This is a genomic window from Kitasatospora sp. NPDC056184 (assembly GCF_042268405.1).
Lineage (GTDB): Bacteria > Actinomycetota > Actinomycetes > Streptomycetales > Streptomycetaceae > Kitasatospora.
Genome location: NZ_JBHJUI010000003.1, coordinates 172,271 through 185,561, shown reverse-complemented (window position 1 = coordinate 185,561; position 13,291 = coordinate 172,271). Strand labels below are relative to the sequence as shown.

Annotated in this window: 10 protein-coding genes; 4 read left to right on the top strand and 6 right to left on the bottom strand. The window is 70.9% G+C overall.

The genetic code is table 11. From position 1 onward, the window contains the following. Window positions 1-13: 13 nt before the first annotated feature. Genes ACFC0B_RS08535 through ACFC0B_RS08520 form a run of 4 tightly spaced genes read right to left on the bottom strand, consistent with a single transcriptional unit; the run spans window position 14 to window position 3,306 of the window. Window positions 14-673, bottom strand: coding sequence for a formyltransferase family protein (locus ACFC0B_RS08535; protein WP_376083896.1), 660 nt, complete (start codon window positions 671-673; stop codon window positions 14-16). Next, a complete protein-coding gene (locus ACFC0B_RS08530; protein WP_376083894.1) occupies window positions 670-1,794 on the bottom strand; it encodes a DegT/DnrJ/EryC1/StrS family aminotransferase in 1,125 nt (374 codons plus the stop codon). Before ACFC0B_RS08530 ends, ACFC0B_RS08535 begins: the two co-directional genes overlap by 4 nt. Before the next feature lie 34 nt (window positions 1,795-1,828). Further along, window positions 1,829-2,827: a dTDP-glucose 4,6-dehydratase gene (rfbB, locus tag ACFC0B_RS08525; RefSeq protein WP_376083892.1), complete on the bottom strand. Its 999-nt coding sequence runs from the start codon at window positions 2,825-2,827 to the stop codon at window positions 1,829-1,831. Continuing rightward, on the bottom strand, window positions 2,824-3,306 hold the full coding sequence (locus ACFC0B_RS08520; RefSeq protein ID WP_376083890.1) for an ATP-binding protein: 483 nt from the start codon (window positions 3,304-3,306) through the stop codon (window positions 2,824-2,826). The genes rfbB and ACFC0B_RS08520 overlap by 4 nt, the downstream gene beginning before the upstream one ends. A 196-nt stretch (window positions 3,307-3,502) precedes the next feature. Between ACFC0B_RS08520 and ACFC0B_RS08515 the strand changes: the two genes are divergently transcribed. Beyond that, complete coding sequence (locus ACFC0B_RS08515) at window positions 3,503-4,795, top strand: tetratricopeptide repeat protein (RefSeq protein WP_376084371.1); 1,293 nt, start codon at window positions 3,503-3,505, stop codon at window positions 4,793-4,795. 53 nt (window positions 4,796-4,848) lie between these two features. Here the strand turns inward: ACFC0B_RS08515 and hrpB are convergent, their stop codons facing one another. Beyond that, the gene (gene hrpB / locus ACFC0B_RS08510) at window positions 4,849-7,356 is read right to left on the bottom strand and encodes an ATP-dependent helicase HrpB (protein WP_376083888.1); all 2,508 of its coding nucleotides are present in this window, start codon (window positions 7,354-7,356) and stop codon (window positions 4,849-4,851) included. A gap of 3 nt (window positions 7,357-7,359) precedes the next feature. Then, a complete protein-coding gene (locus ACFC0B_RS08505; protein WP_376083886.1) occupies window positions 7,360-8,214 on the bottom strand; it encodes a class I SAM-dependent methyltransferase in 855 nt (284 codons plus the stop codon). Window positions 8,215-8,631: 417 nt separating this feature from the next. On the opposite strand from ACFC0B_RS08505, the gene rpsA reads away from it, so the two are divergent. From rpsA to ACFC0B_RS08490, 3 genes are all read left to right on the top strand, one after another. Further along, window positions 8,632-10,122, top strand: coding sequence for a 30S ribosomal protein S1 (rpsA, locus tag ACFC0B_RS08500; protein WP_376083884.1), 1,491 nt, complete (start codon window positions 8,632-8,634; stop codon window positions 10,120-10,122). A 231-nt stretch (window positions 10,123-10,353) separates the two neighbouring features. Then, a complete protein-coding gene (locus tag ACFC0B_RS08495; protein ID WP_376083882.1) occupies window positions 10,354-12,594 on the top strand; it encodes an MMPL family transporter in 2,241 nt (746 codons plus the stop codon). A 24-nt stretch (window positions 12,595-12,618) separates the two neighbouring features. Further along, window positions 12,619-13,260, top strand: coding sequence for an MBL fold metallo-hydrolase (locus tag ACFC0B_RS08490; protein WP_376083880.1), 642 nt, complete (start codon window positions 12,619-12,621; stop codon window positions 13,258-13,260). The last annotated feature ends 31 nt before the right edge of the window (window positions 13,261-13,291 follow it).

Below are 13,291 nucleotides of genomic sequence, written 5' to 3'. Positions count from 1 at the left end.
GGCTCCAGCGCTCTCAGACGCCGTGGACGCTGCTCCCGCCTGTGGATTCCGCCCGTGTCCAGTTGCTGCGTTCGCCGAGTCCGGCGTTGTCACGGCTGAAGTGGGTGACCGCCGCAGATGTCTCCTGCGGCCGGGGCACGATACGCTCCAGCTTGGGCAGCGTGTCCGAGATGAGCAGCCGCCCGTGTTCCATGGCCCGCCGCCACACGTCCTTGACCTCGTCCACGTCCGGCCAGATGGAGAAGACCGCTTCGGCGAGGATCGGCCCGGAGTCGATCCCGGAGTCGATGACGTGGATCGTGATGCCATGCAGGTGCTCGCGATTGCGCAGCGCCCAGTTGACCGGCCGCACGCCCCGGTAGCTGGGCAGACGGCCAGGATGGCAGTTGATGATGTGCTCGGTGGCGTCGATCAGCTCAGGGCCGATGAGTTTGTCATAGAGAACGCTGAACACCAGGTCGCAGCGGCCCGGCTCCAGGTCCCGCCAGTCGCCCGAGCGTAGGACGCGGGTGGCCGGCCAGCGCTCGATGACGTAGTCGGACAGCCGCATGTCCCAGTCCGGCTCGACCGCGTTCGGGATCACCGTATCCAGTGTGGTGCCGGTCAGAGCGGCGATCGTCTCGCACGCGTGCGCGGCGAGGGCCCCCTTCCCGAGGACGGCCGCGCGCCTCACCGTCCGTTCCCGGTGGCGCGCTTGAGGGTGGCGGCGACGTGGTGGATGTCGTCCTCGGTCATGTGCTGGTGGAACGGCAGCGACAGGATCTCCCTCCCGAGCTGTTCGGTGACCGGAAGGCTTCGCCGCCACTGAGCGAAGGCGGGCTGGAGGTGGTTGGGCGGGTAGTGGACGCCGACTGCGATTCCTGCGGCGAGCATCCGTCGGAAGACCACTTCCCGGTCGGCGACCCGCACCACGAACAGGTGCGGCACCGTGTGGTCCACGTCCACGTCCACCAGGGTGACGCCCTTGGCGCCGTGCAGGGCCGTACGGTAGGCCCGCCACAGCCGCTGACGTTTGACCTCGGTGGTCTTGAACCCGGGGAGCTGGGCCAGCCCGATCGCCGCGTTGATCGAGGACAGTTGGTAGCGCAGGCCGAATGCCTCCACATGGTAGGACGTGGCGGCCTGCCGTTCGGCCTGCGAGGCGACGACACCGAGCAGCCGCAGCCTGCGGATCGTGGCGGCTTCCTCGGGGGTACGGGGGACGACCATCCCGCCCTGGCCGCACGTCAGGTTCTTGACCGGACCGAAGGAGAAGCACGTCAGATCTCCGGTGCCGCCGACCCGGGCAGGACCGCTGTAGGAGCCGAAGGCGTGGGCTGCGTCCTCGATGACGGCGATGCCCTGCCGGTCGAGCGCGCTCCGAATGCCGGAGAGGTCAATGGCCCGGCCGCCGAACAGAACGGGCATCACGGCCCGGGTGGCGGGGGTGATCGCCTCCGCCACCGCGTCCGGCTCGACGCACAGGGTGTGGGGGGCGACCTCGATGAAGCGAGGTGCGGCACCGCAGGCCAGGATCGCCTGGATGGTCGCGCAGAACGTCAGCGAGGGGACAACCACCTCGTGCCCGGGGCCGATGCCCGCCGCCAGGAGTGCGGTGTGCATCGCGGCGGTGCCGGAGGTGACGGCAACCGCGTCCGGCACGCCGAGGAACGCGGCGACCTTCCGCTCGAATTCCTCGGTGACCTCGGTGTGTCCGTACTGGCCAGCCGCAAGCACGCGGGACACCGTCTCGGTCTCCTGGCCGTGGAGGAAGGGGGTCGCGTTTCGCCGGTACTCGGGGGTGCTGCTGTTCAAGGCATTGTCCGTTCCGTTGTCGCGAGCGGGGAGTTCACACGGGATGGTGGAAGGGCTTGGGGGCCTCGGTGGGGGTGCGCAAGAGCGGCGCCCACCGGTCGGGGTTGTTCCGGTACCAGTCGGCGGTCTCCACGAGGCCGTTCACCAGGTCCTTGCCGGGCTGGTAGCCGAGGGCAGCGGTCTTGGACCAGTCCATGGCGTAGCGCAGGTCGTTGGCGGCCCGGTCAGGGATGTAACGCACCTGGTCCCAGTCCGCGCCGAACATCTGCAGAAGGATGCCGGTCAACTCCTTGCTGGACAGGTCGGTGCCGCCGCCGATGTTGTAGACCTCGCCGGGGGTGCCGTCGCGGAGCACGAGTTCGATGCCGTGGCAGTTGTCCTCGACGTGGAGCCAGTTGCGCACGTGCTGGCCGCTTCCGTGGAGGGTGAGTTCCTGACCCTTGAGGAGGCGGGTGATGAAAAGCGGGATGATCTTTTCGGGGTGCTGGCGCGGTCCGTAGTTGTTGGAGGAGCGGGTCACGCATACCGGTACGCCGAACGTCTGGAAGTAGGACAGCGCCACGAGGTCGCTGGCAGCCTTCGACGCGGCGTACGGCACGCTCGGCCGCACCGGGTCCGCTTCAACGGCTTGACCTGTCGTCAGCGGCCCGTAGACCTCGTCGGTGGATACGTGGACGAAGCGGCGGATGTGGGTCTTCCTGGCGGCCTCCAGGAGCGTGTATGTGCCCAGGACGTTGGTGGAGAGGAAGTTCCCCGTGTCGAAGAAGGACCGGTCCACGTGCGACTCGGCGGCGAAGTGGACGATTGCGGTGTGCTCCTGGGCGAGCCGTTCGACCAGCAGGGTGTCGAGGATGTTGCCGGGGACGAACGCGAGTTTGGGCGACAACATCGCCTCGCCCAGGTTCTCCACGCTCCCGGCGTAGGTGAGGGCGTCGAGCACGGTCACCTGGGCCACATCGTCACACCGCAGCAGCCGCCTGGCGAAGTGCGAGCCGATGAAGCCCGCACCTCCGGTGATCAGCACCTTGTTCATGCCTGGACCTTTCGCTCGTGGTGGTCTCGGGGGCCGGGGGTGGTGGATAGGAGTTCGCCGGCGGTGGTGAGGGAAGGCGCGATGAGGACCCAGATGAACTTGCCGATGCCACCGGCTCGCGGGCAGCAACCCCAGCGTTCGGCGAGCTCGTTGACGAGGAAGAGGCCGCGTCCGTGCTCGTCGTCGGGGGAGGGGGAGCGCAGGGACGGGCGGCCGCTGCCGGCGTCGTGGACTTCGAGGCGCAGGCGGTGATTGATGAGGGCGATGCGGATCTCGACGAGGCGGTCGATAGGGGCGTCGCAGTGCTGGACGGCATTGGCGAACAGCTCGCTGAGGAGGAGTTCGGCGATGCCGGAGTAGTGGTCGCCGGTCGGGAGGGCGGCGAGGTAGGCGCGGAGCAAATGCCTGGCGAGCTGGTTGGATTCGGTTCGCGAGTCGAGGCGGGCGGCGAACGTGCGGGGGTGGCGGGAAATGAGCATGGGGTACCTCGAAAGAACAAGGGAGGGGCAAGTCGCACTACTGCTGGTGATTGACTGGTAACGAAAAGTCAACAAGCTCGACCTGTCGTCGGCTATGGTCGAGATGAGCCGGGAAGTTGAAACCCTTGAAACCCGCTTGCAAGGGGGAACTGTCGTGCGAACCGACCGTGTGCCGAACCGCAAGCTCGCCTCGTTGATGATCGAAGCCACTTGGGGGAATGGGGAGTTGGCGCGGGCCGTCAACCGGACCGGCACTGAGACTGGGCAACGGCTCAAGTACGACGCCTCGGCCGTCTCTCACTGGCTCGCCGGCACCTCGCCTGCGGTGAGGGCCCTGCCGGTGGTCCTGGAGGCGCTGGCGCGGAGGCTCAAACGGCCGATCACAGCCTTCGAGGCCGGATTCTCCGACAAATCGGCCACCGCCGAGCAGTCGACGGATACGGTGTCGGGACTGATCGACTTGGGGAGTGCGGACATGGACCCATCGCGGCGGGGAGTCCTCACGGCGAGCCTGTACTCGGTGGCCCTCGGCATCCCCGGTTGGCCCGACCTGGTCGGCCGGTTCGAGTTGCTGCGGACCAACCCGCACACGCGGATCGGTATGGCGGAGGTCCGCTCGGTCATGGCGATGACCGAGCGGATCAGCGATCTGGACGACCAGTTCGGCGGCCGGATGGCCCGTCCGATGGCCGCCTCGTTCCTGGTGAACACCATCGCCCCGTACCTACAGGCGGACGCCACCGAGGATGTTCGTAAGGCGATGCTGTCGGCCGCAGCCGACCACTGCTACCTGACCGGCTACATGGCCATGGATGAACGCCACGATGCCCTGGCGCAGCGCTACTACATGAAGGCCCTGGAGCTGGCAGGGCACGCGGGCGACCACCTCACGTACTGCACCACCCTGCGCGGCATGAGCGTTCAGGCCGTCGATCTCGGCCACGGCAGTACCGCCATGCGGTTCGCGGACGCCGCCTCAGCCGCCTCACCGCAGGCCGGCCCTCGGATGCGGGCCTTCCTCGCCGGGCAGCAGGCCCATTCCGCGGCCCAGACCGGCGACAAGGCCGGAGCCCTGTACCACCTGGGGTTAGCGGAGGTCGCGATGGAGCGGGCCGAGTCCAAGGCCAAGGCGTTCGGCTCCTACGACCCGTCCTCCCTGGCGTACCACGAGGCCAAGGTCCGGTGGGAACTCGGTGACAAGACCGGCGCCATCACCGCCATGGAGTCGTCGGACCGCCTGCGGTACTCCGTCTATGTCCGCAACCGGGTGCGGATGACCGGCATGCTCGCGGAGTGGAAGTTGCAGGCCGGCCGACTCGAAGAAGCCTGCGTGGACTGGCACCGGGCTCTCGACGACTACCCGGCCATCCAGTCCGGTCGGGCCGACGATCGCTTCCGCTCGATGATGGCCGTGATCAAGCCCTACCAGGGAAATCGGTACGCGCGTGACCTGTATGACCGTGCTCGGCCGATGGCGAAGGCGGCCTGACCCTTGTCGGAGGCTCCGCTACCCGATCGACGGGTAGCGGAGCCTTTCGCTTACTACTTCCGGGCGTTGGTGCGCTTGGTGGGCTCTGCCGCCGTCGGGTCTTCGGGCCAGGGGTGGCGGGGGTAGCGGCCCCTGAGGTCTGCGCGGACGGCGGGGTAGCCGTTGTGCCAGAAGGACGCCAGATCGCCTGTGATGGCGGCGGGGCGGCCGGCGGGGGAGAGGAGGTGGATGGTGAGGGGGATTCTTCCGGCGGCCAGCATGGGGGCCGCCTTCCAGCCGAAGAGTTCCTGCAACTTCACCGCCAGCACCGGGCGTTCGGTGGTGTAGTCGATTCGGATCTTCGATCCTGACGGCACGGTGATGCGCTCGGGGGCGAGTTCGTCCAAGCGGCCTGCCTCGCCGGTGGACCAGGGGAGGAGGCGTTGGAGGGCGGTTGTCGTATCAATGCGGGCCAGGTCGGCGCGGCGGCGGGCGCGGGAGAGTTCGGGCTCCAGCCACTCTTCGGCGCGATCGAGGAGCGCCTCGTCGGAGACGTCGGGCCAGGGGGCGCCGATTGCGGTGTGGAGGAAGGCCAGGCGTTCGCGGAGGTTGGACGGGAAACTCAGGAGGGTGCTGACGCCCTCGCGGGTGAGGCCTTCCAGGAGGGCGGCGTGGACGAGGGACCGGTCGGGGTTGGTGAGGGGCTTCTCGGCGAGTTCGATGGCGCCTAGGGAATCGACCCGGCGGGAGACGACCTCGCTGCGCCGGGTGTCCCAGTGGACTTCGGCGCGGTCTGTCAGCAGCGCCGCGCCGGCTCGGCGGGCGGTGTCCTCGTCGAGCGCGGCGGCGTTCAGGATCCGGGCGGAGGGGGAGCCGGCCGGGCGGTCAGCCGTCGCGACGGCGAGCCAGGGCAGGGCACCGAGCGTGGTCCCGGGGGCGAGTTCGGCGGCGGTGCCCGAAGCCATCAGGTACGGGCTGCGCTCGCCGGGGGCGGGCCGTTCCACCCGGGCGCGGGCGATGCGTTCGGGGAAGGCGAGGGCGACGACGAGGCCGACGGCGGTGGTGTCGGGGAGCTGAGTGACGGGTTCGGATCCCGTGGCTCGCAGGAGGCGGCGGACTTCCTCGCGCCAGCGGCCCGCGTACGGGTCCCGCGCGGTGCGGACGGTGCGCAGGACGGCGGTGAGGTCGTCCCCCAACGCACGCGGCGGTTCCTCGGAGAGCAACGCGACCACCTCGGCGGCCCGGTCGGCGCCGACCACGGGCGCGCCGTCGACGAGGGCGCGGGCGAGGCGGGGGTGCAGGCCGGTGCGGGCGAGGCGGACGCCGCGCTTCGTCGCCCGGCCGTCCGCGTCCACCGCCCCGAGGGCGAGCAGGGTCTCCCGGGCGGCGGCCATCGCGCCCGCCGGGGGCCGGTCGGGCAGGGCGAGCCCGGTGGCGTCCGGATCGCCCCAGCAGGCGGCCTGGAGGGCGAACGACGTCAGGTCGGCGAGGGCGATCTCCGGGGTGGGGAAGCGGGCGGCGCGGGCGTCCTCGGCCTCGTGCCAGCAGCGGTAGACGGTGCCCGGCGCCTCGCGTCCGGCGCGGCCGGCGCGCTGGCGGGCGGCGGCGAGCGAGGCGCGGACGGTGACCAGGGCGGCGAGGCCGCGGGCGTGGTCGGTGCGCGGCTCCCGGGCCAGCCCGGCGTCGACCACGATCCGCACGCCGGGCACGGTGAGCGAGGACTCGGCGACCGCGGTGGCCAGGACGACGCGGCGGGAGGTGGACGGCGTGAGCGCCGCGTCCTGGACGGTCTGCGGGGCGCGGCCGTGCAGTTGGAGCACCTCGGCGGGCACGCCGGACAGCTGTCCGGCGACGCGGGCGATCTCGCCGACGCCGGGCAGGAAGCAGAGCACGTCCCCGTCCCGCTCGCTCAGAGCCCGCCGGACGGTGGCCGCGACGTGGTCGAGCAGCGCGAAGTCCACCCGGGTGCCGTGCGCGGGCCGGACGGCGCGCGGCGGCGGCGCCCACACCACCTCGACCGGGTGCGAGACGCCGTGCGCCTCGACCACCGGCGCGCCGCCGAGGAGTTCGGCCCAGGCCGCGGTGTCGGAGGTGGCGGAGGCGCAGACGATCCGCAGCTCGGGTCGCAGGGCGGCGCGCACGTCGAGCAGGAAGGCGAGCGCGGTGTCGGCGTCCAGGTGGCGTTCGTGGCACTCGTCGAGGACGACGACGTCGACGCCGGGCAGCTCCTGGTCGCGCTGGAGGCGTTGCAGCAGCACGCCGGTGGTGACGACCTCGACGACGGTGTCCGGCCCGACGCGCCGCTCGCCGCGCACGGTGTAGCCGACCTCGCGGCCCACGGACGAGCCGAGCAGCCAGGCCATCCGCCGGGCGGCGGCCCGGACGGCGAGCCGCCGGGGTTCGGCGACCAGGACGCGGCGGACGGGTCCGGAACCGAGCAGCCCGGCCAGGGCGAGCGGCACCAGGGTGGTCTTGCCGGTGCCGGGCGGCGCGGCGAGGACGGCGGTGCCGGGCCCGTCCAGCGCCTCGTGCAGCGCGGGCAGGGCGGTGCGGACGGGCAGCTCGCGCCAGGAAGGGTGCACGCGTCAGTCCCGCTCGGTGACGAAGATCGCGGTGCCGGGGATGAGCCGCCCGCGCAGCGGCGACCAGCCGCCCCAGTCCTGCTCGTGCCCCTCCGGCCACTCGGGCTCGACGAGGTCGAGCAGCCGGAAGCCGGCGGCGACGAGTTCGCGGACCCGGTCGCCGAGGGTGCGGTGGTGCTCGACGTAGGTGGCGCGGCCCCGCTCGTCCTGCTCGACGTAGGGGGTGCGGTCGAAGTAGGAGGCGACGGCGGTGAGCCCTTCGACGCCGGGCTCGTCGGGGAAGGCCCAGCGGATCGGGTGGGTGACCGAGAAGACCCAGCGCCCGCCGGGCCGCAGCACCCGGTGGACCTCGCGCATCAGGGCGTCGGTGTCGGCGCTGAACGGGACGGCGCCGTAGGCGGAGCAGGCGAGGTCGAAGGAGGCGTCGGCGAAGGGCAGGACGGCGGCGTCGGCCTGGACGACCGGGACGGGCGCGGTGCCGCGGGCGTGGTCGATCCGCAGCGAGTGCTGGAGCTGGCGGTGCGAGATGTCGAGGGCGACCGGGCGGGCGCCGCGGCCGGCCAGCCAGCGCGAGCACTGGGCGGCGCCGGCGCCGATCTCCAGGACGGTGCGGCCGGCGATCTCGCCGAGCAGTCGGGCGTCCGCCTCGTCGAGGCCCTCGGGGCACCAGGTGAACCGGTCGTCGCCGAGGAACTCGCCGTGCTCGTCCTGGTACTCGTCGGCGTTGCGGTCCCACCAGTGGCGGCTGGCGCGGCTGCTCTCGCCGGTGCCGGCGGAGCGCCTTACCGCGTCGTCGCCGTCCTCGTCAAGATCAATGGGGTCGGGGAGGGGGGTGCCGGTCACGGTGAGAAGGCCCATCGCGTAGGGTGTCGTCTGCGGAAGCGCCGCTGCCGCGAACCGGTCCGAAAGGTCCGGTGTCCCGGCGGTGGCATCCGGGGAAGGTCCTTCCAGCGGCCGCCACCCGTTGAGGTGCGCAATCGGAGGATATGGCCTGTTCCATACCGGGCTCCACCGTCTTGCCGTTTCTGGCGTTGACCGTGCCTGGCCGTCCCCGTATGCTACAAGTTGCGCTGCGGGCCTGCGCGCCTCGGACGGAGCAGGTCGCGCTCGCATCTGTCGAAGACCCCACGGTCGCAAGACGGACGCCGATCTCCCGTTGTCACGGGAATCCCGGTGCTCCGTGTTCTTGGCTGTCCGGCTTTCGGTGGGAGCGATACGGGCCCTCCGCGTGGCATTACCTACGACTTTCATGTCCGTACCGGAGCCCTTTTCCTAATGACGAGCCCCACCGACTCCTCCCTCAGCACCACCCCGCAGGTCGCGCTCAACGACATCGGCGACGCCGAGGCGTTCCTGGCCGCGATTGACGAGACCATCAAGTACTTCAACGATGGCGACATCGTCGAGGGCGTCATCGTGAAGGTCGACCGTGACGAGGTCCTCCTCGACATCGGTTACAAGACCGAGGGCGTCATCCCGTCCCGCGAGCTGTCGATCAAGCACGACGTCGACCCGCACGAGGTCGTCGCCGTCGGCGACAACATCGAGGCCCTGGTTCTCCAGAAGGAGGACAAGGAGGGTCGTCTCATCCTGTCCAAGAAGCGCGCTCAGTACGAGCGTGCCTGGGGCACGATCGAGAAGATCAAGGAAGAGGACGGCATCGTCACCGGTACCGTCATCGAGGTCGTCAAGGGTGGTCTCATCCTCGACATCGGCCTCCGTGGCTTCCTCCCGGCGTCGCTGGTCGAGATGCGTCGCGTCCGCGACCTCCAGCCCTACGTGGGCAAGGAGCTCGAGGCCAAGATCATCGAGCTGGACAAGAACCGCAACAACGTGGTCCTGTCCCGCCGTGCCTGGCTCGAGCAGACCCAGAGCGAGGTCCGCCAGACCTTCCTCACCACCCTGCAGAAGGGCCAGGTGCGCTCCGGCGTCGTCTCCTCGATCGTCAACTTCGGTGCCTTCGTGGACCTGGGTGGCGTCGACGGCCTGGTGCACGTCTCCGAGCTGTCCTGGAAGCACATCGACCACCCGTCCGAGGTTGTCGAGGTCGGCCAGGAGGTCACCGTCGAGGTTCTCGACGTGGACATGGACCGCGAGCGCGTCTCCCTGTCGCTGAAGGCGACCCAGGAGGACCCGTGGCAGCAGTTCGCCCGTACCCACCAGATCGGCCAGGTCGTTCCGGGTAAGGTCACCAAGCTGGTTCCGTTCGGTGCGTTCGTCCGCGTGGACGAGGGCATCGAGGGTCTGGTCCACATCTCCGAGCTGGCCGAGCGCCACGTCGAGATCCCGGAGCAGGTCGTCCAGGTCGGCGACGAGATCTTCGTCAAGGTCATCGACATCGACCTCGAGCGTCGTCGCATCAGCCTCTCGCTGAAGCAGGCCAACGAGGCGCTGGGTGCCAACCCGGCCGAGGTCGAGTTCGACCCGACCCTGTACGGCATGGCGGCGTCCTACGACGACCAGGGCAACTACATCTACCCGGAGGGCTTCGACCCCGAGGCGAACGACTGGCTGGCCGGCTACGAGAAGCAGCGTGAGGAGTGGGAGCGGCAGTACGCCGAGGCCCAGTCCCGCTTCGAGCAGCACCAGGCCCAGGTCATCAAGAGCCGCGAGGCCGACGCGGAGGCCGCTGCGGAGGGTGGCGACGCCGTCGCCGCCGCCGCGGGTGGCTCCTACTCGTCCAGCAGCGACGAGGGCTCCGGCGCCCTGGCCTCGGACGAGGCCCTGGCCGCCCTGCGCGAGAAGCTGGCCGGCGGCCAGAGCTGAGGCTCTGCCCCGCTGGTGCGTGACTAGCGCATAGCGTCACCGATGAACCCCGCTCGGTTTCCGAGCGGGGTTCATTGTTTTTCGACCTTCATTATGTGTTTCTTATGTGAAGGATTTTTGTGATGAGGGGCTCATTGCCCGTCTATGGGTGATTCGGGAATTCACGCCTACCTTGGGAGGAGTTGCCCGATGGGCCGCTCACCCGGCCCCGCACGCTAGGCACCCCCGCACATGAGCCGTCGCTCCGCCGTGTCCTCTGCCGCCCCCCACCAGTCCGCCGAACCGCAGGTCGGCGGGCGCCTCGCCGCCCTCGGCCGGTTCTGCTACCGGCAGCGTCGCTGGGTGCTCGGCTTCTGGGCGGTCGTGCTGGTGATAGGCGTGCTGATCGGCGGGCGGGTCTTCGAGGGCTCGGTGGCCGGCGCCTCCTCCTCCGCCTCCGAGGCGGACCGCGGCAGCGCCGTCGTCGCCGCCGCCGACCCGGCCATGGGCACCGTCACCGCCGTGGTGGACGGCCGGCCGGTGGACGACGCCGGAGTCCGGGACGCCGTCACCCGCGCCACCGCCGAGATCGCGGCCCTCCCCGGGGTCTCCTCGGCCACCGACGCCTACGGCCCCGGCCCGGGCGCCGCCGCGCTCCGCTCGGCCGACGGCACCGCGAGCCTGGTCTCGGTGCGGATGTCCGACACCAGCACCTCCGCCCAGACCGCCGCCGTGAACCAGCGACTTTCGGCCATTTCCGGGGAGGCCGGCGCGAATGGCGCGAAGGTGACCGTCGGCGGGGACCTGGTGCTCCAGGACGAGGTCAAGAAGCAGACCGAGAAGGACACCCGCTTCGGCGAGATGGTCACCCTGCCGCTCACCCTGATCGTCATGGTGCTGGTCTTCGGCGGCCTGGCCGCCGCGAGCCTGCCGGTGATCGGCGCCGTGGCCTCGGTCGGCGGCGCGCTGCTGGCCATGTTCGGCTTCAGCCGGATCATGGACATCGACACCAGCGTGCTGCCGATCGCCACCGTGCTGGGCCTCGGCCTGTCCATCGACTACGCGCTGCTCATGGTGAACCGTTTCCGCGAGGAACGCGGCCACGGCGCCCCGATCGCCGCCGCCGTCGAGCGGACCGCCGCCACGGCCGGGCGCACCGTCGCCTTCTCCGGGCTGACCGTCGCCGTCGCGCTCTCCGGCCTGTTCGTCTTCACCAGCCCGGTGCTCGCCGCCGTCTCGGCGGCCGGGGTCAGCGTCGTGGTGATCGCGGTCGCCGCCGCGCTGACCCTCGTTCCCGCCCTGCTCGGCTTCGCCGGCGGCCGGATCAAGACGCCCACCGCGCCCGTCCCCGACGAGGGCTTCTTCAGCCGGACCGTGCGCCGGGTCGGCAAGCGGGCGGTGCCCGTGGCGCTGGTCTGCACCGCGCTGCTGATGGCGGCCGGCGCGCCGTTCCTGCACGCCGAGATGCGCAACTCCGGTGCCTCCGTGCTGCCCGCCTCCTCGGCCGGCCGGCAGGTCGCCGAGACGATCGACCAGCGCTTCCCGCAGGCCTCCGCGGCCCCGATCACGGTCGTCGTGGAGAGCGGCGCCACCGTCGCCCAGGCGTACGCGGACGACGTGGTGGCCAAGCTGCCGGGCGTCAGCGGCGTGCGCGCCGTCACCCCGGTGAGCGACACCGTCTCCACCATCGACGTCCTGGTGCACGGCGACCCGCAGGGCGGGCAGGCCAAGCAGGTGGTCAAGGAACTGCGCGCGGACCGCGGCGGGCTCACCACCCAGGTGACCGGCGGAGCGGCCTCGGTGGTCGACTTCCAGGACGAACTGCGCACCCGGGGGCCGATCGCCCTCGGCCTGGTCGCCCTCGGCACGCTGGTCCTGCTCTTCCTGATGACCGGCTCGGTGGTGATGCCGGTCAAGGCCCTGCTGATGAACCTGCTCTCGCTGGGCGCCTCGCTCGGCGCGCTCACCCTGGTCTTCCAGGACGGCTGGTTCAGCGGACTGCTCGGCTTCAGCCCGACCGGCGGCCTGGAGACCTTCATCCCGGTGCTGGTGTTCGCCTTCGCCTTCGGGTTGTCGATGGACTACGAGGTGTTCCTGCTCGCCCGGATCAAGGAACTGCGGGACAAGGGCCACAGCTGCACCCGGGCGGTGGAGCTGGGCGTCCAGCGCAGTGGGCGGATCATCACCTCGGCGGCGCTGCTGATGGTGATCGTCTTCGCCGGCTTCGCCCTCGGCGACATGCTGATGGTCAAGCAGATGGGCATCGCGCTGGCCGTCGCCGTGGCGGTCGACGCGACCCTGGTGCGCTGCCTGCTGGTGCCCGCCGCGATGAGCCTGTTCGGCGAGTTCAACTGGTGGGCGCCGGCCCCGCTGCGCAGGCTGCACGACCGGTTCGGGCTCAGCGAGCACGTCGAGCTGCCGGAGATCGATCCGGCGGTGCTGCCGGCCCAGCGGCCCGCCGCCCCGAAGGAGCTGGCCGCCACCGCGCCGTAACGGTCCGGGAGTACCGTGCCAGGCATGCGGATCACCAAGTTCGGACATGCCTGCGTACGCCTGGAGCACGCGGGGACGACCGTCGTCGTCGACCCCGGGATGTTCACCGATCCCGCCGCGCTGGCGGGCGCGGACGCCGTCCTGATCACCCACGAGCACGCCGACCACTTCGACGAGGCCCCGCTGCGGGCCGCGCTGGAGGCCGACCCGGCGCTGCGGGTGTGGACCAACCCGGACGTCGCCCGGGCGCTCGCGGGCGTCGGCCGGCGGGTGACCGCGGTCGGCGAGGACGATGCCTTCGACCTCGGCGGGATCGGCGTCACGGTGCACGGCGAGTGGCACGCGGTGATCCACCCGGACATCCCGCGGGTGCGCAACATCGGGTTCCTCTTCGACGGGCGGCTCTTCCACCCCGGTGACGCGCTGACCGTCCCGCCGGGGCCGGTGGACACCCTGCTGCTGCCGATCGCCGCGCCGTGGACCAAGGTCGGCGAGCTGATCGACTACGTCCGCGAGGCCGGGCCGCGGCAGGCCGTCCCGGTGCACGACGCGGTGCTCAGCCCGGTCGGCCTCGCCGTGCACACCCGCCTGGTCGGCCCCGGTGGCCCGGGCACCGGCGCGGAGCTGCGCACCCTGGGCCCGGGCGAGAGCCTCGATCTGGGGTGACGGGGCGGTTCTTGTCAGCTGACAAGCTGTA